The 21482-nt window shown below is 65.4% G+C and carries 19 protein-coding genes; 18 read left to right on the top strand and 1 reads right to left on the bottom strand.

Going from position 1 to position 21482, the window contains the following annotated elements; translation table 11 throughout:
• Nucleotides 1–87: 87 nt before the first annotated feature.
• From waaF to MJ122_RS19815, 14 genes are all read left to right on the top strand, one after another.
• Nucleotides 88–1131 (top strand): lipopolysaccharide heptosyltransferase II, encoded by a 1044-nt coding sequence (gene waaF / locus MJ122_RS19880; protein WP_026079205.1) that lies wholly within the window; start codon nt 88–90, stop codon nt 1129–1131.
• Nucleotides 1128–2198 carry a lipopolysaccharide heptosyltransferase I gene (waaC, locus tag MJ122_RS19875; RefSeq protein ID WP_088416123.1) on the top strand — a complete coding sequence of 357 codons (1071 nt, stop codon included), beginning with the start codon at nt 1128–1130 and terminating at the stop codon, nt 2196–2198. Before waaF ends, waaC begins: the two co-directional genes overlap by 4 nt.
• Entirely contained in the window at nt 2195–3316 is a 1122-nt protein-coding gene (locus MJ122_RS19870; protein WP_088416124.1) for a glycosyltransferase family 4 protein, read from the top strand. Before waaC ends, MJ122_RS19870 begins: the two co-directional genes overlap by 4 nt.
• Nucleotides 3313–4119: a lipopolysaccharide core heptose(I) kinase RfaP gene (gene rfaP / locus MJ122_RS19865; RefSeq protein WP_239745794.1), complete on the top strand. Its 807-nt coding sequence runs from the start codon at nt 3313–3315 to the stop codon at nt 4117–4119. The genes MJ122_RS19870 and rfaP overlap by 4 nt, the downstream gene beginning before the upstream one ends.
• Nucleotides 4119–4853: a lipopolysaccharide kinase InaA family protein gene (locus MJ122_RS19860; protein ID WP_239745793.1), complete on the top strand. Its 735-nt coding sequence runs from the start codon at nt 4119–4121 to the stop codon at nt 4851–4853. Before rfaP ends, MJ122_RS19860 begins: the two co-directional genes overlap by 1 nt.
• Entirely contained in the window at nt 4850–5605 is a 756-nt protein-coding gene (locus tag MJ122_RS19855) for a lipopolysaccharide kinase InaA family protein (RefSeq protein WP_088416127.1), read from the top strand. Before MJ122_RS19860 ends, MJ122_RS19855 begins: the two co-directional genes overlap by 4 nt.
• The gene (locus MJ122_RS19850; protein ID WP_239745792.1) at nt 5602–7089 is read left to right on the top strand and encodes a lipopolysaccharide kinase InaA family protein; all 1488 of its coding nucleotides are present in this window, start codon (nt 5602–5604) and stop codon (nt 7087–7089) included. The genes MJ122_RS19855 and MJ122_RS19850 overlap by 4 nt, the downstream gene beginning before the upstream one ends.
• A 5-nt stretch (nt 7090–7094) precedes the next feature.
• Nucleotides 7095–8852 (top strand): carbamoyltransferase, encoded by a 1758-nt coding sequence (locus MJ122_RS19845; RefSeq protein ID WP_088416129.1) that lies wholly within the window; start codon nt 7095–7097, stop codon nt 8850–8852.
• On the top strand, nt 8836–9969 hold the full coding sequence (locus MJ122_RS19840; RefSeq protein WP_239745791.1) for a glycosyltransferase: 1134 nt from the start codon (nt 8836–8838) through the stop codon (nt 9967–9969). The genes MJ122_RS19845 and MJ122_RS19840 overlap by 17 nt, the downstream gene beginning before the upstream one ends.
• Before the next feature lie 81 nt (nt 9970–10050).
• Nucleotides 10051–10947 (top strand): lipopolysaccharide core biosynthesis protein, encoded by an 897-nt coding sequence (locus MJ122_RS19835; protein ID WP_239745790.1) that lies wholly within the window; start codon nt 10051–10053, stop codon nt 10945–10947.
• Entirely contained in the window at nt 10947–11501 is a 555-nt protein-coding gene (locus MJ122_RS19830) for a serine acetyltransferase (RefSeq protein WP_088416132.1), read from the top strand. The genes MJ122_RS19835 and MJ122_RS19830 overlap by 1 nt, the downstream gene beginning before the upstream one ends.
• Nucleotides 11502–11682: 181 nt before the next feature.
• Nucleotides 11683–12639, top strand: coding sequence for a glycosyltransferase (locus tag MJ122_RS19825; protein ID WP_239745789.1), 957 nt, complete (start codon nt 11683–11685; stop codon nt 12637–12639).
• A gap of 3 nt (nt 12640–12642) precedes the next feature.
• Nucleotides 12643–13542 carry a glycosyltransferase gene (locus tag MJ122_RS19820; protein ID WP_239745788.1) on the top strand — a complete coding sequence of 300 codons (900 nt, stop codon included), beginning with the start codon at nt 12643–12645 and terminating at the stop codon, nt 13540–13542.
• A gap of 107 nt (nt 13543–13649) precedes the next feature.
• Nucleotides 13650–14786 (top strand): O-antigen ligase family protein, encoded by a 1137-nt coding sequence (locus MJ122_RS19815; RefSeq protein WP_239745787.1) that lies wholly within the window; start codon nt 13650–13652, stop codon nt 14784–14786.
• Here the strand turns inward: MJ122_RS19815 and MJ122_RS19810 are convergent.
• Nucleotides 14758–15408 carry a lipopolysaccharide kinase InaA family protein gene (locus MJ122_RS19810; RefSeq protein WP_239745786.1) on the bottom strand — a complete coding sequence of 217 codons (651 nt, stop codon included), beginning with the start codon at nt 15406–15408 and terminating at the stop codon, nt 14758–14760. The two genes, MJ122_RS19815 and MJ122_RS19810, sit on opposite strands and share 29 nt — an antisense overlap.
• A gap of 100 nt (nt 15409–15508) precedes the next feature.
• Here MJ122_RS19810 and msbA point away from each other — a divergent pair, with 100 nt between their 5' ends.
• The 4 genes from msbA (at nt 15509) to hldE (ending at nt 21365) form a co-directional block, all read left to right on the top strand.
• On the top strand, nt 15509–17338 hold the full coding sequence (gene msbA, locus MJ122_RS19805) for a lipid A export permease/ATP-binding protein MsbA (RefSeq protein WP_088416137.1): 1830 nt from the start codon (nt 15509–15511) through the stop codon (nt 17336–17338).
• A 13-nt stretch (nt 17339–17351) separates the two neighbouring features.
• The gene (locus MJ122_RS19800) at nt 17352–18248 is read left to right on the top strand and encodes a GNAT family N-acetyltransferase (RefSeq protein ID WP_088416138.1); all 897 of its coding nucleotides are present in this window, start codon (nt 17352–17354) and stop codon (nt 18246–18248) included.
• A gap of 192 nt (nt 18249–18440) precedes the next feature.
• Nucleotides 18441–19853: a PIG-L family deacetylase gene (locus MJ122_RS19795; protein WP_239745785.1), complete on the top strand. Its 1413-nt coding sequence runs from the start codon at nt 18441–18443 to the stop codon at nt 19851–19853.
• An 87-nt stretch (nt 19854–19940) separates the two neighbouring features.
• A complete protein-coding gene (gene hldE, locus MJ122_RS19790; protein WP_239745784.1) occupies nt 19941–21365 on the top strand; it encodes a bifunctional D-glycero-beta-D-manno-heptose-7-phosphate kinase/D-glycero-beta-D-manno-heptose 1-phosphate adenylyltransferase HldE in 1425 nt (474 codons plus the stop codon).
• Nucleotides 21366–21482 lie beyond the last annotated feature (117 nt).

Genomic DNA, 21482 nt, shown 5'->3' with positions numbered 1-21482 from the left:
CACCCGCTCGTGACGGCACCTGCCGCACGACTGGATGAATGGAATACGGGGAGGCGAGAGCCTCCCCGGTCGTTTTTCGGAAAAGGCATGAGAATTCTGATCGTAGGCCCCTCCTGGGTGGGTGACATGGTGATGGCGCAGACACTCTTCCAGTGTCTGAAGCAGCAGCATCCGGATTGCGTGATCGACGTGCTGGCGCCCGACTGGAGCCGGCCGATCCTCGAGCGCATGCCCGAGGTGCGCCAGGCCCTGAGCTTCCCGCTCGGCCACGGCGTGCTGGACATCGCCTCGCGCCGGCGCATCGGCAAGTCCCTCAAGGGCCAGTACGACCAGGCGATCCTCTTGCCCAATTCGCTCAAGTCGGCGCTGGTGCCGTATTTCGCCGGTATCCCCAGGCGCACCGGCTGGAAAGGCGAGATGCGCTACGGTCTGCTCAACGACATCCGCACGCTGGATAAAGAACGCTACCCGCTGATGATCGAGCGCTTCATGGCCCTGGCCTACGAACCGGGCGTCGAGCTGCCGCAGCCTTATCCACAGCCGCGTCTGTCCATCGACCCGCAGAGCCGCGAGGCCGCGCTGGCCAAGTTCGGCCTGAGCCTGGACCGCCCGGTGCTGGCGCTGTGCCCCGGCGCCGAGTTCGGTGAGGCCAAGCGTTGGCCGGCGGAGTATTACGCCAAGGTCGCCGAAGTGAAGATCCGCGCCGGCTGGCAAGTGTGGATCTTCGGCTCGAAGAACGACCATCCCGGCGGCGAAGACATCCGCATGCGCCTGATTCCAGGCCTGCGCGAGGAATCGGTCAATCTCGCTGGCGAGACCGCCCTGTCCGAAGCCATCGACCTGATGTCCTGCGCCAGTGCCGTGGTCACCAACGACTCCGGCCTGATGCACGTGGCCGCTGCGCTGAACCGCCCGCTGGTGGCGGTCTACGGCTCCACCTCGCCGCAGTTCACCCCGCCGCTGGCTGATGCCGTGGAGATTGTCCGCCTGGGCCTGGAATGCAGCCCCTGTTTCGACCGCGTGTGCCGCTTCGGCCACTACAACTGCCTGCGCGAGCTGAAGCCGCGCCCGGTGCTCGAAGCGCTGGACCGACTGGTCGCCGACCCGGTGGATGTGGAAAGCGCTGAATGAGGGTCCTGCTGATCAAGACTTCGTCCCTGGGCGATGTCATCCACACCCTGCCGGCGTTGACCGACGCCGCCCGCGCCATTCCCGGCATCCAGTTCGACTGGGTGGTGGAGGAGGGCTTCGCCGAGATCCCCGCTTGGCACCCGGCCGTGGCCCAGGTGATCCCGGTGGCAATCCGCCGCTGGCGCAAGAACCTCTGGCAGACCCTCAGGAGCGGTGAATGGAGTCGCTTCAAGCGCCGCCTGAAGGAAGTCGACTACGACCTGGTGATCGACGCCCAGGGCCTGCTCAAGAGCGCCTGGCTGACCCGCTATGCGCGCCGTCGCACGCCGATCGCCGGGCTGGACAAGCAGTCAGCCCGCGAGCCGGCCGCCAGCCGCTTCTATAACCGTACCTATCCGGTCGCCTGGGGCCAGCACGCCGTCGAGCGCGTGCGCCAGCTGTTCGCCCAGGCGCTGGACTACCCGCTGCCCACCGCCACCGGTGACTACGGCCTGGACCGCAGTCGCCTGCTGGATTCGGTGGAGACCGAGCCTTACCTGGTCTTCCTCCACGGCACCACCTGGGTGACCAAGCACTGGCCCGAGGTCTACTGGCGCGAGCTGGCGCAGCGCATGGGTGAGCGCGGCTGGCAGGTTCGCCTTCCCTGGGGTAACGAGGCCGAGCGGCAGCGAGCCGAACGGCTGGCCGATGGCTTGGAAAACGCCTCGGTGCTCCCCAGATTAAGCCTCGCGGGCATGGCCAAGGTCCTGGCCGGCGCATCCGCCTGCGTGGCGGTCGACACCGGGCTCGGCCACTTGGCCGCCGCTCTGGACGTGCCGACGCTGTCGCTGTTCGGCCCGACCAATCCCGGTCTGACCGGCGCCTACGGGCATTCGCAGGTGCACCTGGCCAGCGACTGGCCTTGCGCGCCTTGCCTGCAGAAGACCTGCACCTACCAGCCGACGGCCGAAGACAAGCGCCAGTTCGACCTGCGGCATGAACAGCCCCTGTGCTTCACGCGACTCAACCCGCAGCGCGTGGCGATACAACTGGAGGCACTGCTGCTGGCCCCGGAGACGCTTCGATGACCCTGGCTTTCGTCCTCTACAAATACTTCCCGTTCGGCGGGCTGCAGCGCGATTTCATGCGCATTGCCCTGGAATGCCAGCAGCGCGGCCACTCCATCCGCGTCTACACGCCGATCTGGGAAGGCGAGGTGCCGCCCGGCTTCGACGTGCGCGTGGCGCCGGTGAAGTCGCTGTTCAACCATCGCCGCAACGAGAAATTCAGCGCGTGGCTGGCGGCGGACCTCGCGCGCTCGCCGGTGGACCGGGTGATCGGCTTCAACAAGATGCCCGGCCTGGACGTCTACTACGCCGCCGACGGTTGCTTCGAGGACAAGGCGCAGACCTTGCGCAATGCCTTCTACCGTCGCTGGGGCCGCTACAAGCACTTCGCCGATTACGAGCGTGCGGTGTTTGCGCCGGAGTCCAAGACCGAGATCCTGATGATCTCCGAAGTCCAGCAACCGCTGTTCATCAAGCATTACCGCACCCCCGAGGCACGCTTCCATCTGCTGCCGCCGGGCATCGCCCAGGACCGCCGCGCGCCGGCCAACGCCGCCGAGATCCGCGCCGATTTCCGCCGCGAGTTCAAGCTGGCTGACGACGACCTGCTGCTGGTGCAGATCGGCTCCGGTTTCAAGACCAAGGGCCTGGACCGCAGCCTCAAGGCGCTGGCCGCGCTGCCGCGCAGCTTGCGCAAGCGCACCCGGCTGATCGCCATCGGCCAGGACGATCCCAAGCCGTTCCTGCTGCAGGTGAAGGCGCTGGGTCTGTCGGACAACGTACAGATCCTCAAGGGGCGCAGCGATATCCCGCGTTTCCTGCTGGGCGCCGACCTGCTGATCCATCCGGCCTACAACGAGAACACCGGTACCGTGCTGCTGGAAGCGCTGGTCGCGGGCCTGCCGGTGCTGGTTACCGACGTCTGCGGCTACGCACACTACATCGACGAGGCGAAAGCCGGGCGCGTGGTGCCGTCGCCCTTCGAGCAGGAGCGCCTGAACGCCCTGCTCAAGGACATGCTGGAGGATGACGCGGCGCGTGGGCAGTGGGGGCGCAATGGCCTGGCCTTTGCCGAGACCGCCGATCTCTACAGCATGCCGCAGCACGCCGCCGACCTGATCCTGCGGGAGCGCGCATGAAGCTCGAACTGCACGAGCCCTTCAAGACCCTCTGGGCCGGCAAGGACCCGTTCGCCGAAGTCGAACGCCTGCAGGGCAAGGTCTACCGCGAGCTGGAGGGCCGCCGCACGCTGCGCACTGAAGTCGAAGGGCGCGGTTATTTCGTGAAGATCCACCGCGGCATCGGCTGGGGCGAGATCGTCAAGAACCTGTTCAGCGCCAAGCTTCCGGTGCTGGGTGCGGGCCAGGAACAGCGCGCCCTGGAGCGCCTGCACCAGGCCGGCGTGGCGACCATGACCTCGGTAGCCTACGGCGAGCGTGGCGGCAATCCGGCCGCGCAGCACTCCTTCATCATCACCGAGGAGCTGGCGCCGACCACCGACCTGGAAGTCCTCTCGCTGGACTGGCTGCAGACGCCGCCCGAGCCACGCCTGAAGCGCGCGCTGATCGCCGAGGTGGCGAAGATGGTGGGCACCATGCATCGCGCCGGGGTCAACCACCGCGACTGCTACATCTGCCACTTCCTGCTGCACACCGACCGCCCGATCAGCGCCGATGACCTTCGCTTGTCGGTCATCGACCTGCACCGTGCCCAGACCCGCACCGCTACCCCACGCCGCTGGCGCGACAAGGACCTGGCGGCGCTGTACTTCTCCGCGCTGGACATCGGCCTTACGCGCCGTGACAAATTGCGCTTCCTGCGCGGTTACTTCCAGCGCCCGCTGCGTGACATCCTCCGTGAGGAAGCGGCGCTGCTGGCGTGGATGGAGCGCAAGGCGGCGAAGCTCTACGACCGCAAACAACGTTACGGAGACCTGCTCTGATGGCCGGCTGGGTACTCGAAGCCGACTACCAGCATCTCGCCGCCGATTTCGGCAGCCTGGATGCCGTGTTCGCCATCGAAGGCGAGCGCATCACCAAGGATGCAATGTCGGACGTCGTGCGCATCGAACGCGACGGCGTGCGCTATTACGTCAAGCGCTACCGCAAGCCGGGCAAGGGTTTGCGCCGCTATCTGCCGCGCCCGCGGGTGAAGGCCGAATGGCAGAACCTCAAGCAGTTCGGCAAGTGGGGCATTCCCACCGCACAGGTGGTGGCCTACGGACTGGAGCGCATCAACGGCGGCTTCTCCCGTGGCGCGATCATCACCCGCGAGCTGGTCGGCACCGAGGACCTGCATGCCCTGGCCAAGCAGAACGATCCGCGCCTGAAGGATCGCGCCTGGGTCGAGCACGTCATGCGTCAGCTGGCCGGCTACACCCGGACCATGCATGACCACCACTTCACCCACAACGACCTGAAGTGGCGCAACATCCTGGTGGACAAGGAGGGCACGGTGTACTTCATCGACTGCCCGATCGGCGATTTCTGGATCAGCTTCATGCTGCGCTACCGCATCACCAAGGACCTGGCCACCCTCGACAAGGTCGCCAAGTACCACCTCTCCTATACGCAGCGCCTGCAGTTCTACCTGCTGTACCGGCGCCGCGAGCGACTGAACGCGTCGGATAAGAAGCGTGTCCGACAGATCGTCCATTTCTTCGAGGGACGCGAGTGAAGGATTTCATTGCCGAGGGCGATCAGGCCCTGCTGGAAAGCAACGCCCTGGCCGATTTCGACGCCCTCTGGGCCCTGCAGCTGGACGCCGTGGACGAGCCCAATACCGAGCGCGGTGGCTGGAGCAGCGTCTATCGGCTGGAGCTGGACGGCACCGCCTATTACCTCAAGCGCCAGAGCAACCACCTGACCCGCAGCGTCCGCAAACCCATGGGCGAGCCGACCTTCAGTCGCGAGTTCCGCAATATCCAGCGCTACCACCAACTCGGTATTCCCTCGATGCAGGCGGCCTTCTTCGGCGCGCGGCAGGTTGGCGGCGAGCGCCGCGCGATCCTGATGACCCGCGCCCTGGACGGCTGGCGTGACCTGGACAGCCTGCTGCAGGGCTGGTCGAACCTGCCTGCCGAGCGTCGGCAGGCCATCCTGCGCGCCTGCGGCATGCTCGCCCGCCGCCTGCACGAAGCGGGGCAGATGCATGGCTGCTTCTACCCCAAGCACATCTTCCTGCGCGAAACCGATGACGCCTACGAGGCGACCCTGATCGACCTGGAGAAGACCCGCCCGCTGTGGTTCGGCCAGCGCGACCGCGTGCGCGACCTCGAGCCGCTGCTGCGCCGCGCGCCGGACTGGAACGAGACCGATGTGCGCAACCTGCTGGCGGCCTACCTGGGCACCTCGTCCACCGGCCCTGAAGTGGACGACTGGTACCGCCGCCTGGGCGCGCGCCGCAAGAAGAAGGAAAACCGCGCATGAGGCTGTCCGCCCTGCGCGATGCCGGCCGCACTCCAGCGCTGCCCCTGCGCATCGAGCTGGAAGACGGCGCCGGCCCGGCCGAACTGCGCCTGGACAGCCTGCTGCGCGTATTGCCCGGCCAGCGCTACGTCGGTGCGGCCAATTGGCGCGGCCAACCGGTGCTGGCCAAACTGCTGGTCGGCGGCAAGGCCGCGCGCCATTTCCAGCGCGAACGCGAGGGCGTGCGCCTGCTCGCCGAGCAGGGCCTGACCACGCCGCAGTTGCTGGCCGATGGTCTGAAGGACGGCGAGGGCGGCTGGCTGCTCTTCGAGTTCCTCGATAACGCGGAGAGCCTCTGGGATGCCTGGCGCGCGGTGGAAGGCGAGCCGCTGCTGTCCGACGGCCAGACCGCCGTCATCGCCGAGGCGCTCACGGCCATCGCCCAGCTGCACGCCAAGGGCCTGTGGCAGGAAGACCTGCACCTGGACAACCTGCTGCGTCACGCCGGCAGGCTGTACCTGATCGATGGCGCCGGCATCCGCGCGGAAACCCCCGGCCAGCCGCTGTCGCGCAAGCATGTTCTGGAAAACCTCGGGGTGTTCTTCGCCCAGCTGCCGGCGAGCCTCGATCCGTATCTGGAAGAGTTGCTGATCCACTACCTGCTGGCCAATGGTGAGCACGCCCTGCCGCTGGAAGCCCTGCAGAAGGAAATCGCCAGGGTTCGACGCTGGCGCGTCGGCGACCTGATGAAGAAGATCGCCCGCGACTGCAGCCTGTTCAGCGTATTCAAGGGGCCGTTCGGCCTGCGGGCGGTGCGCCGCGAGGAAGAGGAAGGGCTGCAGCCGCTGCTGGCCGAGCCGGATTCCTACATAGATCGCGGACACATCTACAAGACCGGCGGCGCTGCCACTGTCGCCCGCGTGGAGCTCAATGGTCGGCCCCTGGTGGTCAAGCGCTACAACATCAAGAACCTGCTGCACTGGTTCAAGCGCTTCTGGCGCCCTAGTCGCGCCTGGGCTTCCTGGCGCGAGGGCAACCGCCTGGACTTCCTCGGCATCGCCACGCCCAAGCCGCTGGCGGTGATCGAGCGGCGCTGGCTGTGGCTGCGGGGCCCGGCCTTCCTGATTACCGATTACCTGGCGGGTCAGGATATAATCGCTCGTTTCAAACCCTACCTGGATCATCCGGAGGGGGGCGGCCTGCCGCCGGAATCGGATCTTGCGGCCCTGGACAGACTGTTCGCGGCGCTGGTGCGCGAGCGCATCAGCCACGGCGACCTGAAGGGGCACAACCTGTTCTGGCAGGAGCAGGGCGAAGGCGGGCAATGGTCGTTGATCGACCTCGATGCCATGCAGCGCCACTCGCGAGAAGCGAGCTTCGCCCGCGCCTATGCCCGCGACCGTGCGCGCTTCCTGCGCAACTGGCCAGAGGGCAGCGCACTGCACCGGCTGCTCGACGAACGTTTACCGCGGGTGCCCGGCACCCGCCCAGATGAAAGAGGCTAGACCCTGTGGCATTGACCATCCTCGGCCTGTCCGGCGCCGTAAGCCATGACCCTTCCGCCGCCCTGTACATCGACGGCAAACTGGTCGCGGCCGTCGAAGAAGAGCGCTTCGTCCGCGACAAGCACGCGAAGAACCGCATGCCCTACGAGTCGGCCAAGTTCTGCCTGGAGCAGGCCGGGATCAAGCCGTCGGACGTTGACGTGGTGGCCATTCCCTTCGCCCCCATCAGCATCTTCGACAAGGCCCGCTGGCACTACGCCAAGCGCTACGCCTACGCGCCGGACCGCGCGCTGGACGCCATCCTGCTCGGCAACCGCCGCTACCACCGCTACTACAAGCGCATCCAGTGGTGCCTGCAGCAGCTGGGCTTCGACCTGAAGAAGACCAGGATACAGCCGGTCGAGCATCACCTGGCCCACGCCTCCAGTGCCTACCACTGTTCGGGCTTCAAGGAGAAGACCGCGATCCTCGGGATCGACGGCAAGGGCGAGTACGCCACCACCTTCTTCGGCTACGGCGAGAACGGCAAGATCCACAAGATCAAGGAGTTCTACGATCCGGACTCCCTGGGCGGCCTGTACGGCGCGCTGACCGAGTACCTCGGCTTCGACATGCTCGACGGCGAGTTCAAGGTCATGGGCATGGCGCCCTATGGCGACGCCAGCAAGTACGATTTCTCCCGCCTGGCCAAGTTCGAGAACGGCGAGCTGATCATCAACACCGACTACGCCAACGTCATCGGCTTCCGTCGCTACAAGGAAAAGGGCAAGGGCTACTACTTCTCGCCCAAGCTGATCGAGTGGCTCGGTCCGAAGCGTGAAGGCGACATCGCCGACGATCCGTACATCCACTACGCCGCCAGCATCCAGGCGCTGTTCGAGAAGCTGGCGCTGGAGATGATGGATTACTACCTGGGCGACATCATCCGCGAGACCGGCAAGATCGCCTTCGCCGGCGGCTGCGCGCTGAACGTCAAGCTCAACCAGAAGATCATCGCCCGTCCCGAGGTCAAGGAGCTGTACGTGCAGCCCGCGGCCAGCGACGCCGGCACCGCGGTTGGCGCGGCGGCCTATGTGTCGTGGGAGCGCGGCGTGCCGGTCGAGAAGATGGAGCACGTCTACCTCGGCCCGGAATACAGCAACGAAGACGTCATCGCCGCCTGCGCCCGCCACGAGGCCAAGCCGCAGTGGCGCAAGATCGACAACGTGCCCGAACACATCGCCAAGGTGCTGGTCGACGGCAACCCGGTGGCCTGGTTCCAGGGGCGCCTGGAGTTCGGCCCGCGCGCCCTGGGTGGTCGCTCGATCATCGGCTGCCCGAGCATCGCCGGTGTCGCCGACCGCATCAACGCGCAGATCAAGTTCCGTGAGCGCTGGAGGCCCTTCTGCCCGTCGATGCTCGACACCGTCGGCCCGCAGATGTTCAAGATCGACCACCCGGCGCCCTTCATGACCTTCACCTTCGAAGTCAACGAAGAGTGGAAGACCCGCGTGCCGGAAGTCGTCCACGAGGACGGCACCTCCCGCGCCCAGGTGCTCAAGCGCGAGTTCAACCCGCGCTACTACGACATGATGAAGGAGCTGGAGAAGCTCACCGGCAACGGCGTGGCGCTCAATACCTCGCTGAACCGCCGCGGCGAGCCGATGGTCTGCTCGCCGACCGACGCCCTGAACATGTTCTACGGCTCGGACCTGCAATACCTGATCATGCAGGACATCCTGGTGGTCAAGGACGGCGCGAAGGCCTATGACTCGCTCGGCTGAACCGCGCGTCCTGCAGTTCTGCCATGGCTATGACGGGCCGTTCCTCGACTGTGCCCGTCAGTACGCCAGCCTGTTCGCCGGTACCGGTTATCGGGTCACCACGGTGTTTCTCACCGGTGCGCCCGATCCGGAGGTGGTTGCCGGTTGCGCCAGCGACGAAGTGCTTTTCCTCGACTACAGCTCGCGGGACATCCGTGGGCTGAAACTCAAGGCGATCCGCGACATCCGCGAAATCGCCCGTTCCCGCGATTTCCGCTTCTGCATCGCGCACCGCTTCAAGCCGACCTGGATCGCCATGCTCGGAACCCGGCTGCCGATTATCGGGGTGCATCATGGTTTCGGTGATTTCCAGCGCCTGGGACGCAAGCTGTTCGCGCGCTTCTTTGCCAAACGGCTGAGCCTGCTGGGTGTCTCCAATGCCGTCCGCGACGAAATCCGCGCCTGCCTGCCGGCCTGGCCCCGGGAGCGCATCGAGACGCTGTACAACCGCGTCGACCTCGACGCCCTCGAGGGCCAGCAGGTCGAGCGCTATCCGGCTCGCCAGCACCTGGGCCTGGCGGACAACGCCTGGGTGGTCGGCAACGTCGGCCGCCTGCATCCGGACAAGGACCAGGCCACCCTGCTGCGCGGCTTCGCCCGCGCCCTGCCGCGCCTGCCGCACAACAGCGTGCTGGTGATTCTCGGCAAGGGCCGCCTGGAAGAGGATCTCAAGGACCTGGCGCGCGAGCTCGGCATCGCCGACCGCGTGCTGTTCCTCGGTCAGGTACCCGAGGCCAAGCGCTACTTCAAGGCATTCGACGTGTTTGCCCTGACCTCCGATCACGAGCCGTTCGGCATGGTCCTGCTGGAGGCAATGGTTGCCGGCGTGCCGCTGATCTCCACGGCCGGCGGTGGCGCCGGCGAGGTCGTCGAGGGTATCGGTATCCTGTTCCCGCTGCACGACGACAAGTCGCTGGCTGAAGGCCTGGGCCACATGGCCGCGCTTGATCGTGGTCAACGTGAAGCCTGTGCGCAGCAAATGCAGCAAAGGTTGCAGACGCGCTTCTCGGATGCCGCCGTGCGTCAGGAATTCTGGAGCCTGCCGCTGGTGAAGGCGATCATCGCCGGGGTGTCCTAGCGACCCCTCGCCTGGATTTTCTTGCGGCCAGGGCAGCAATGCGTCCTGGCCGGTTTTCATTGACGAACCTGCGACTTGCCTATGTTGGAACTGAAGCTGGAGAGCGGTCGGCGCTGGCTGAGCGACGAGAAGGTACGGATTTCCATCGAGGAGTTCGGGGCCTGTCGCGGATGCTTCCAGGGGAGTGTGTTTCTCCTGGCGTCCGGGCCTTCCGCCAGTGATTTTCCATTGTTCCGCTATGCGGATTGGCCCGTTATCGCGATGAACGGATCGATCGTGCGCTGCGTCGAGCAGGGTGTCAGACCGTTCTTCTACATCTGCGACGATCCCGGTTTCGTCCGTCAGCGCCCGGAACTTGCCGCGCTGGGCGCGCGCCAGGCGACTCATCTGGCGATGAGCCTGAATTGCTTCCAGGCGCTCCATGAACAGGACCCGGCTCTGCTGGCGCAGCGCGACAGCGTCATGCTGCTCGAGCGCGTCAATCGCATGCATGGGCTGGCGGAGCGTTCGGATCGCTCCTATGCCTGGTCGGTACGCAACGATCCCGACCTGATCTGCGGGTTCTCCCTGTTGCGCCGGAAAACCAATCGCATCGGCTTCAGCCGTGACATGAGCAAGGGCTATTTCGGTGCCCGCACCATTCCCTACGCGGCGACGCAGCTGGCTTGCCATCTAGGGTTCAGCCAGATATTCATCATCGGCATGGACCTGAACAAGAGTATCGGGCGCTTCTACGAAACCGGTGCGGCGGCGTTGCCGAGCAGCCTCGACGAGGATTTCGACGATTACATCCTGCCCAGCTTCCGCATCGTCGCCGAAAAGGTCGCGCCGCGTTATTCGTTGAAGGTCTACAACCTGGCGCAGAACAGCCGTCTGCCGGCGAGCGTGCTGCCCAAGGTCGATCTGGTGGCGTTGGACGCGCTTCTGGAGGGGGAAATGGCAAGCCAGGATGGCAGGCAACTTCGGGTGAGGTCGTGATGGATCTGCAGCTACTGATCGAGTGCTGGAGGTGCGAGGTCTCCAACAAGAAGAAACCGGGCAGCCGTATTGGCTTGTTCAGCAACATCCTGAAGCGGGCCTACAAGCACAACGTGCTGCGCTATCTGTTGCAGTACCGCCTGGCCCAGTTCCTCTATGCCAAGGGCGGGATGCGGCGTCGTTATGCGCTGCGCATGCAGCGCAAGCTGAACCGGCGCTATGCGGTGGACATCAGCATTGCTGCGCGGATCGGCCCTGGTTTTAGGATTGCGCATCTTCCGGGGGTCGTCATCACCGGATATGCGCAGATCGGCAGGAATTTCTTCATTCGGCAGAACTCCACGGTGGGCATCAAGACCCTGGGGCGGCCGCATTATTCGCTGGTGATCGGGGATGACGTGAGCCTGGGGGCGCACAGCTGCATCATTGCCGATGAACTCGAAATTGGCAGCGGTGTCACCATTGGGGCCATGTCGTTTGTCAACAAGGACATCCCTGCGGGCTGCACTTTCTACAACGTGCGGCAGAATCACCTGCTCCATGCCTCTTCCTGAGACGGCCGTCGCCTTGACCGGGTTGTTCCGCGTCCCCTAATCTTCGCGGCGCATTGTCCCGGTTGGCGGCCTGTTTCACGGGTGCAGCAGGGCGGTGCGCATGGGACGCTGGGCGATAGCCGAATCCGGCTTGAGATGTACGCTAATCGATTGCCCGCACTCTGGGATGCAAAGGTGAGTCTTGAAAGTTCTGTTCCTGGTCCAGAAAGAGCAACGCGCCATCCTCGACCGCCTGTATGACGGCATCGCCGAACATTGCGAGTGCGACCTGCGCTGGCTGAGCAGTGACGAGCAGGCCAACCTGCGCCGCTATTTCCGTGAACAGGTGGATGTGTCGAAGTACGACCGCATCCTGTTCTTCCTGCGCTTCAAGAAGGAAATGCGCCAGGCGGCCTTCATTCGCAGCGTGCCCAATCTGGTCATCCTCGAGCACGATGCCTACCAGAACTACATCCCCTGCAAGTACACCGGGAAGTTCAGTGCGCACTATCGTCGCCTGCCCTGGGCCAGGGTGATCAGCTCGGGTTTCATGGTCAGCGAGCGGCTGCGCCAGGAAGGCTTCGATGCGGTCTTCGTGCCCAAGGGCTACGACCAGGACCTGCTCCACGATCTGGGGCGGGAGCGCGATATCGAGCTGGCATTCGTCGGCAGCACCGGCAGCGTTGCCTACAGCGGCCGCAAGGCGCTGCTGGACGAGCTGGGCAAGGTGGAAAACCTGCTGGTCACCAAGACCAACTCAGGCGAGGACTACCTGAACACGCTCAACCGCATCCGCTTCTTCGTCAGCGCGGATGTCGGCATGGGCGAATACATGATCAAGAATTTCGAGGCCATGGCCTGCGGCTGCGTGCTGCTGGCTTATGACCAGGGGGAGGCGGAGAACCGCGCACTTGGCTTGCAGGACATGCACAACGTGGTGCTGTACCGCGATGTCGCCCAGCTGCGCAGCAAGCTGCAATTGCTGCGGAGCGACCCGCAGCACGCCGCCCGTATCGCCGAGGCTGGACGAGCGCTGGCGGTTGAAGGTTTCGGCTTCAGCCAGATCGGCGCACGGATCGTCCAGGCGATGGCCGAGCCGCTGCGCGAACGACCGCAGCCCGGAATGCTCGAACGTTGCCGTCTGGCGTTGGGGATCTGACCTGTGCCCACTTCTTCGCCGGACACCGAGGTGCCTGTGGATTACCCGCTGATTTCTGTGCTGGTGCCTTGCTACAACCGCGAACGCTATATCGAAGAGGCGCTGCTGAGCATCCTAGGGCAGGACTATCCGAACTTCGAACTGATCGTGGTGGATGACGGCTCCCAGGACCGCAGTGCCGAGAAGATCCAGGCGCTGCAGCAACAGCATGGATTCCAGTTCTACCGCCAGGCCAACCAGGGCGTCAGCGCCGCGCTCAATGCTGCCCTGAGCCATGCACGGGGCGAGTTGGTAGCCACGCCAGACTCCGACGACATCATGCTGCCGGGGCGCCTGAGCCTGCAGGCCAGATACCTGCGCGAGCATCCGCAGGTCGGTTGCCTCGGCGGACGCGCCGTCTATATCGATGCCAATGGCAAGCACCTCAAGGGCGGCCCCGGCAGCGCTGTTCGCCGCTACAGCTTCGATGAGCTGCTGGGCGAGGCCATCGCCATCGGCGCGACGGTAGCCATGTACCGGCGCGAGGCCATGGAGCGGGCAGGGCGCTACGACCCGCAGATTCGCATCCAGGACTTCCAGATGACCCTGAAAATCGCTCATCTGGGCTACGGGGTCGAAGTCCTGCCGGAGGTCGTCAGCGGCTACCGCCGCCACGAGGGCAACCTGTCGCGTACGGCCTACAAGAACCAGCTGCATTATGATCGGATGGCGGTCGCTCCTTACCGTGATCACCCGGCGTACGGCTCTGGTATGACCTGTATTCTCAACAAGGCGCTCAAGCAGTCCGTGGTCAATGACAAGGGCTACGCCTGGTCGCTGTTGCTGCAGCTTCCGCCGTGGCGCTGGAATCGTATTACCCTGCGGCGGGTTCGCCATTTGCTGTTCAAGTTCGGGCGGGAATAAGACGTTTGCTGATGAAAGATGTGATTGCTCCGGCCTGGAGGGCCTGGTGCCCCGCTGTAACCCCCACTGGCGTGACACAGCGCCGGGGAAGCCGGATAGCCGAGGCAATGCTGGGTATCGGCGTGCTGTGGACCATCGCGGGCGTGATGCTGACGCCCAGCATGAAATTCTACTTCCAGATGGTTGCGCTGTTCGTCTACGTGCCATCGCTGTGGTTGTGCATCGCTCGCCGCGAAGAGCTTGGCCACTTGCTGCGGGCTCACCGGGAGATGTGGGTGCTCCTGGCGCTGTTTGGTTGGGCGGTCCTCTCGCTGCTCTGGTCGACATCGGGGAAGCCGCTGGGGCAACTCAAGAGTGTTTCGCTGTTCATGCTGTTCATCTTCGGTTGGGTGCTCTGGGCCCGCGCGGACGAGCGCCGGCTGCACCTGACGATGCTATCGCTGGCGCTCGTGGTCGGTTTCTACAGCGTGGCGGCACTGCTGTTTGCCCCAGCTTTCGGAATGGGGCGCCTGAACGGGTTTGGCGGCTTCCTCGACAACCCCAATGCAGCGGCCTACTCGATCGCCTTCGTCACGGTGTTATGCGTGCCGTTGCTGCCGCGACGCGGCTGGTCGCAGTTGCCCTGGGTGCTGCTGCTGGCCGCATCGCTTGTCTACGTGGTGCTCTGCGGAAGTCGCGGGGCATTGCTGGCGCTGATGGTCACGGCCATCTTCAGCTTGAGCCTGGTGCCAGGGCGGATAGCCAAGCTGCTACCTTTGCTCCTGTTGGTGGGCGGGGCGGCACTGGTTATCGTCGAGCCGGGTCTGATGGAGCGCGGAGATGCCGAGCGCTTCGAGTTGCTGCGCAATGCCTGGCCGCAGATCCAGCAGCATTTCTGGTTCGGGGTTGGGCTGGGGTCCGATTATTCGGTGACCAGCGGGAGCTCCGTGTACCAGAACGGGGCGCACAATTTCCCCGTACATACTGCGATCCAGTACGGTGTGCCGGCTCTGCTGGCGTTCCTGGCGCTATGGGGGGCGATCGGCTACAACGCCTGGCGCAGCCGCTCCCGGGCGCTGGGCCTGTCGGTGATGCTGCTGTGGGTGTTCTCTAGCGTTGCCATGCAGTTCGACGTGTTCAGCCTCTGGGAGCGAACGCGCGCCATGTGGCTGATGCCGTGGGTGGTGATCCTGCTCGGGCTGACCCTTGAGCGCTGGCCGCCGGTGCGGCCGGCAGTCAGGACGCCGAACGGAGAAACTGCTTGAGGTCCGGTAGCGGCCAGCGAACCTGGCTGCGCGCCAGGTAAGCCTGCGACAGGCTGTCGGTGTTACCGGCCAGCAGCCACTGACGATCACCGGTATAGCGCAGCATGTGTGCGAAGTTGCGCTTGCGCTGCTGGCGGGAAAGCGCGCGCCGCTGCTTCTTCATGTCCGCGAGGTCGATCAGGCCCAGGGACCCTTCCGGCGTCCTCACCACATTGCCCAGGTGCAGCGAGCGGAAGTACACGCCCTGATCATGCAATTCGGCGATCAGTGTGCCCAACTGGGCTGCCAGCTTCGCGTCCGCCTCGCCGGCGGCGATTACCTGGCGCAGCGTGTCGCCGGGCAATGGCTGGTAGTGCACAGCATCGCGGGCGAGTTCCGGGATACGGTAGACCGCGATGATCTGCGGGCACGGCACTTTCAGACGCTGTAGCGTCTGGGTGTTGTCGGCGAAGCGCTGCGCGTAGGGATACAGCGCCGCCGAGGAGATCAGCCGCTTGCGCCGGAACAGTTTCAGGAAGTTGCCATCGGCCAGGCGCAGAACCTTGTCGCCATGCTTGTCGGCTTCCAGCACCTGGGCGCCGGCGCGTAGCGCTTCGTAGGCGGAGAGAGCAAGGTCTTGCATGGCGGGTCCCTGAATCGATAGCCGGCTATAGTAGCCCAGCCGCCGGGCAAACGAGAGCGCTGTGTTATAATCGCCGACCTTTTAAGCGTGCGATTCCTACATGTCCGGTAAAGAACCCCAGGCACCTTCGAGCCTGAAGATCTACTTCCGACTGCTGACCTATGTGCGCCCGTATATCGGGATGTTCCTGCTCAGCATCATCGGCTTTTTGATCTTCGCCGCGACCCAGCCGATGCTGGCGGGCATCCTCAAGTATTTCGTCGACGGCCTGGCCCATCCGGATGCCAAGCTGTTCCCCAACGCGCCCTGGGCCTGGTTGCGCGACCTCTCGTTGCTCTATGCGGTACCGCTGCTGGTGGTACTGATCGCTGTCTGGCAGGGCGTCGGTTCCTTCCTCGGCAACTATTACATCGCCAAGGTTTCCCTGGGGCTGGTGCAGGACCTGCGCATCGCGCTGTTCAACAATCTGCTGACCCTGCCCAATCGCTACTTCGACAGCAACAACTCCGGGCACCTGATCTCGCGCATCACCTTCAACGTGACCATGGTCACCGGCGCGGCTACCGATGCCATCAAGGTGGTGATCCGCGAAGGCATGACCGTGGTCTTCCTGTTTCTCTCGCTGCTCTACATGAACTGGAAGCTGACCCTGGTGATGCTGGCGATCCTGCCGGTCATCGCCCTGATGGTGACCAGCGCCAGCCGCAAGTTCCGCAAGCAGAGCAAGAAGATCCAGGTGGCCATGGGCGACGTGACTCACGTGTCCTCCGAGACCATCCAGGGCTACCGGGTAGTCCGCAGCTTTGGCGGCGAGCCTTATGAGCGCCAACGCTTCCAGAACGTGACCGATGAGAACACCAGCAAGAACCTGCGCATGAACAAGACCTCGGCGATCTACACGCCGATGCTGCAGCTGGTGATCTACAGCGCCATGGCCGTGCTGCTGTACCTCGTGCTGCTGCTGCGCGGCGATGCCACCGTCGGTGACCTGGTGGCCTATATCTCCATGGCCGGCCTGCTGCCCAAGCCGATCCGCCAGCTGTCCGAAGTCAGCTCGACCATCCAGAAGGGCGTGGCCGGTGCGGAGAGCATCTTCGAGCAGCTCGACGAGCAGCCCGAGGTGGACAACGGCACCGTCGAGCGTGACCGCGTACAGGGTCGCCTGGAAGTGAAGAACCTCAGCTTCACCTACCCGGGCACCGAGAAGAAGGTCCTGAACGACCTGAACTTCAGCGTCGAACCGGGCCAGATGGTGGCGCTGGTCGGCCGCTCCGGCAGCGGCAAGTCGACCCTGGCCAACCTGATTCCACGCTTCTACGACCACAGCGACGGGCAGATCCTGCTCGACGGTACGGACGTCGAAGACTACAAGCTGAGCAACCTGCGCCGGCATATCGCGCTGGTGACCCAACAGGTCAATCTGTTCAACGACAGCGTGCTCAACAACATCGCCTATGGTGACCTCGCCAGCAAACCGCGCGAAGCGGTGGAGAAGGCCGCCGAGGACGCGTTCGCCCGCGAGTTCATCGACCGCCTGCCCGAAGGGTTCGACACCGAAGTCGGCGAGAACGGCGTGATGCTTTCCGGCGGCCAGCGCCAGCGCCTGGCGATCGCCCGCGCGCTGCTCAAGGACGCTCCTGTGCTGATCCTCGACGAGGCCACCTCGGCACTGGACACCGAGTCCGAGCGGCACATCCAGGCCGCGCTGGAGAAGGTCATGCAAGGTCGCACCACCCTGGTCATCGCCCACCGCCTGAGCACCATCGAGGCGGCGGACCTGATCCTGGTGATGGACCAGGGCCACATCGTCGAGCGTGGCACCCATGACCAGCTGATTGCCCAGAATGGCTACTACGCACGCCTGCACGCCCGCCAGTTCGCCGATGATCCGGCCGATGGCAACGAGCTGACCGCCGAGCAGCCGGTATGACGCGGCACCCGACATGCTGAACCGTCTGCGAGTCTTCCGCGAACGCGGCTGGACGCCCATCGCGGCAGCTGACTATGCGGCCGCCTGGCAGCGCTTCGGCGGCAGCGTCGCCACCCACCCGGAGGTGGTCGAACGCCTCGCCCATCTGGCCGGCATTCCGGTGCGCTACCTGGGTTGGTTCGAGGGCGATGAACTGCGCGCCGCCGTGCCGACCTGGGGACGCAACCTGGCATTGTCCAAGGACGTGCTCAAGCGCGAGGGCAAGAAGGCCCTGTTCGACCTGGGCAACGCGGAGATCATCCTGCCGATTGCCGAAGGCACGCGCATCGAACTGCGCCATCAGGTGCGCTACCTCTCCGAACTCAATCGCGAGCAGGTCAGCGATGCCCGCGCGCAGCCCGAGCAACTGGCGATGAACCGCGCCCCGGCCGACTTCTCGAAGAAGTTCCGCTACAACCAGCGCCGCGAACAGCGCCTGCTGGAAGAGGCGGGCGGCGTGCTGCAACCCATGAGCGAGTTGAGCCCGGAGGAGCAGGCGAGCATCTATGCGGACCTGTTCCAGCGTCGCTGGGAATTCGAGGTGCCGGGCAAGGCGCGGCTGGCCGAAGTATTCGGCCTGATGCGCGAATTCATGCGCGGCTCGCTGGTGCGCCTGGACGACGAGCCGGTGGCGATCCAGATTCTCTACCGGGTCGAGGCGCCGAAGTGGATCAGCGTCGAATACATCAATGGCGGCGTGGCGCCGGAAAATCGCGACTTCAGCCCCGGCAGCGTGCTCAGCTTCGTCAATACGCAGGAGGCCTGGGCCGAAGCCGAAGCGCTGGGCAAGCCCCTGCGCTATTCCTTCGGCCGCGCCGATCGCGAGTACAAGGACCGCTGGTGTCATCGCGTGCCGGTGTTTCAGGTCTGAAGTGCCCTCTCCCTAACCCTCTTCCTGAAGGGAGAGGGTACTGTTCGGCGCAAGATGGCACTACGGCTTCAGTCGGCACGTACGGCGCCCTCTCCCTTCAGGGAGAGAGCGGGGGGAGAGGGGAGGCCCCGAACGTCAATCTTCCCCGTTGGAGCGGACTTCGTTCGCCACTGTCCCTGACGGAGCACAACCATGACCGCCCGCAAGCAGCACCTGCTCAAACAGCATCGCCGCAAGAAGCGCGCGGTTCTGCTCTTCGCCTTGCTGGCGCTGATCCTCCTGGGCATCTTCGCGCCCTGGTGGAGCGTGCCGCTGGCGGTGCTGCTCGGCTGGGTCGCCCATGAGGCCTGGTTCGCCGACCACCTGTTCTACTCCCCGCGCGACGACTACCGCTACGACTTCCCCGAGGGCTCCGTCGCCCTGCCGGTTTCCCTCGGCCCGCACGGCTTGCACGTCGCCACCGGCGCGCTGTCGGAGAGCGAGGAGACGCTGGTGCTGGAGATCGAGGTCAAGTCCTCGCTGCTCGGCCGCTGGCTCGACCCGCAGGTGCTGATCGAAGGCGTCGAGAATGATCGCCAGGACTTCGAGCGCGGTGTCAGCGGCAAGCGCTATATCAACCTGTCCGGCCAGGGCGAAGCCCTGCGCGCCGGGCACCTGCGTTTGCGCAGCCGCCATTGCCGGCTCGCGCATCAAGGCGTGCTGCACGCCTTCCATAATCCCGACTATGCCCGGCAGCGCCTGCTGATCATTGCGCCCCATGCGGATGATGCCGAGCTGGCCGCCTTTGGCCAGTACAGCCGCTGCCCGGAGGCCTGGATCGCCACCCTGACCCAGGGCGAAATCGAGGCCGAGCACTACCAGCGGCTCGGGCTGGACAAGGCCGCCGCCGCCCGGCTGAAGGGCCGCCTGCGCACCTGGGACAGCATTGCCGCGCCGCTCTGGGGCGGCGTGCCGGCCGAGCGCTGCGTGCAGCTGGGCTATTACTGCCTGCAGCTGCCGGCCATGGCCGCCGAGCCGAGCCAGGCGTTCGGCTCGAAGGAATCCGGCGAGGCCGACGTCCGCAGTGTGCGCGGATTCAATCCGTTCGCTTTGCCCGCCGACAGCGACGGCGCGCCGACCTGGCTGAATCTGGTGGCCGACCTCACGGCGCTGATCGAGCGCATCCGACCAGAGGTGATCCTAACCGCGCACCCGGAACTGGACCCTCACGCCGACCACGTGCATGCCACCCGGGCGACGCTGGAAGCCGTCGAGCGCAGCAGCTGGAAGCCGCAGACCCTGCTGCTTTATGCCAATCACCTGCACGACAATGACCGCTGGCCCATGGGACCGGCCGACGGTGGCATTGCCCTGCCGCCCTGTATCGAGGCGTTGCCGGCCGACCCGCTGTGGAGCCCGGTGCTGGATGCCGCGACCCGCGTCGACAAGGCCCAGGCACTGGCCCTGCAGCACGACCTGCAGACCCCGCTTACCGGCAAGAAACGCCTGCGCCGACTGATCCAGCGCGTGCTCGCCGGGCGCCGCTGGCCTCCCACCGGCGACGACGAGTTCTTCCGCAAGGCGGTGCGCCGCCACGAGCTGTTCTGGGTTCGCAAAGTCCCTTAGAGATTGCCGTGACCGCCCGGTGCCCGGCGCAAGTCGCACTGGGCGGCTATGGTATTATCCGCGGCGATTTCGACCTGCGGAGTTCCCATGAAATTGACCATGCCCCGATTCGATCAGGCCCCCGTGCTGGTGGTAGGCGACGTGATGCTCGACCGCTACTGGCACGGCGCGACCTCGCGCATCTCGCCCGAGGCGCCGGTGCCCGTGGTGCGGGTCGAGCAGCATGAGGACCGCCCCGGCGGCGCCGCCAACGTCGCGCTCAACCTCGCCGCCCTCGGCGCGCCCGCCTTCCTGGTCGGCGTCACCGGTGTCGACGAAGCCGCCGACAGTCTGACCGACAGCCTCAGTGCGGTGGGCGTGACCACCCGCTTCCAGCGCATCGCCGGCCAGCCGACCATCGTCAAGCTGCGGGTCATGAGCCGCCACCAGCAACTGCTGCGCGTGGACTTCGAAGAAGCCTTCCGCACCGACGCCGTGGCGCTGTCCGCCGACGTCGAGGCGCTGCTGGATAACGTCCGGGTACTGGTGCTCTCCGACTACGGCAAGGGCGCGCTGAAAAACCACCAGCAACTGATCCAGGCTGCCCGCCAGCGCGGCATTCCGGTGCTGGCCGATCCCAAGGGCAAGGACTTCGCCATCTACCGCGGCGCCAGCCTGATCACCCCGAACCTCTCCGAATTCGAAGCCATAGTCGGCCGCTGCACCGACGAATCCGACCTGGTCGCCAAGGGCCAGCAACTGATGACCGAGCTGGAACTCGGTGCATTGCTGGTCACCCGTGGCGAGCACGGCATGACCCTGCTGCGTCCCGGTCACAACGCCCTTCACCTGCCGGCCCGCGCTCGCGAAGTGTTCGATGTCACCGGCGCCGGCGACACCGTGATTTCCACCCTGGCCGGCGCCATTGCGGCCGGTGAAGAGCTGCCGCAGGCCGTGGCCCTGGCCAACCTGGCCGCCGGCATCGTCGTCGGCAAGCTCGGCACCGCCGCCATCAGCGCCCCGGAACTGCGCCGCGCCGTGCAGCGCGAACAGGGCTCCGAGCGTGGCGTGCTGAGCCTCGACCAGCTGCTGCTGGCCATCGAGGACGCGCGCGCCCATGGTGAGAAGATCGTCTTCACCAACGGCTGCTTCGATATCCTCCACGCCGGCCACGTGACTTACCTGGAACAGGCCCGCGCCCAGGGCGACCGCCTGATCGTCGCCACCAACGACGACGCCTCGGTGACCCGCCTCAAAGGCCCGGGCCGCCCGATCAACAGCGTCGACCGCCGCATGGCCGTGCTGGCCGGCCTCGGTGCGGTGGACTGGGTCGTCAGCTTCGCCGAGGACACCCCCGAGCGCCTGCTCACCGAAGTCCGCCCGGACGTGCTGGTGAAGGGCGGCGACTACGGCGTCGAGCAGGTGGTCGGCGCCGACATCGTCAGGGCCTACGGCGGCGAAGTCCGCGTGTTGGGCCTGGTGGAAAACAGCTCCACCACGGCCATCGTCGAGAAGATCCGCCACCAGGGCTGATCCTCTCCTCCCCAGAAAGGGCGCTACCGGGTAGCGCCCTTTTTGTTTGTGGCGATGCACTGACCGCTCTGCCAGTGACCAGCGGCAAAGCGGTCATGGTCCCTGCGGCATTTTGCA

This window comes from Pseudomonas sp. DP-17 (genome assembly GCF_022380625.1).
Taxonomy (GTDB): Bacteria; Pseudomonadota; Gammaproteobacteria; order Pseudomonadales; family Pseudomonadaceae; genus Pseudomonas; species Pseudomonas nitroreducens_A.
The sequence above is the reverse complement of the archived record's forward strand: the minus strand, read 5'-3'. Positions and strand labels throughout refer to the sequence as shown.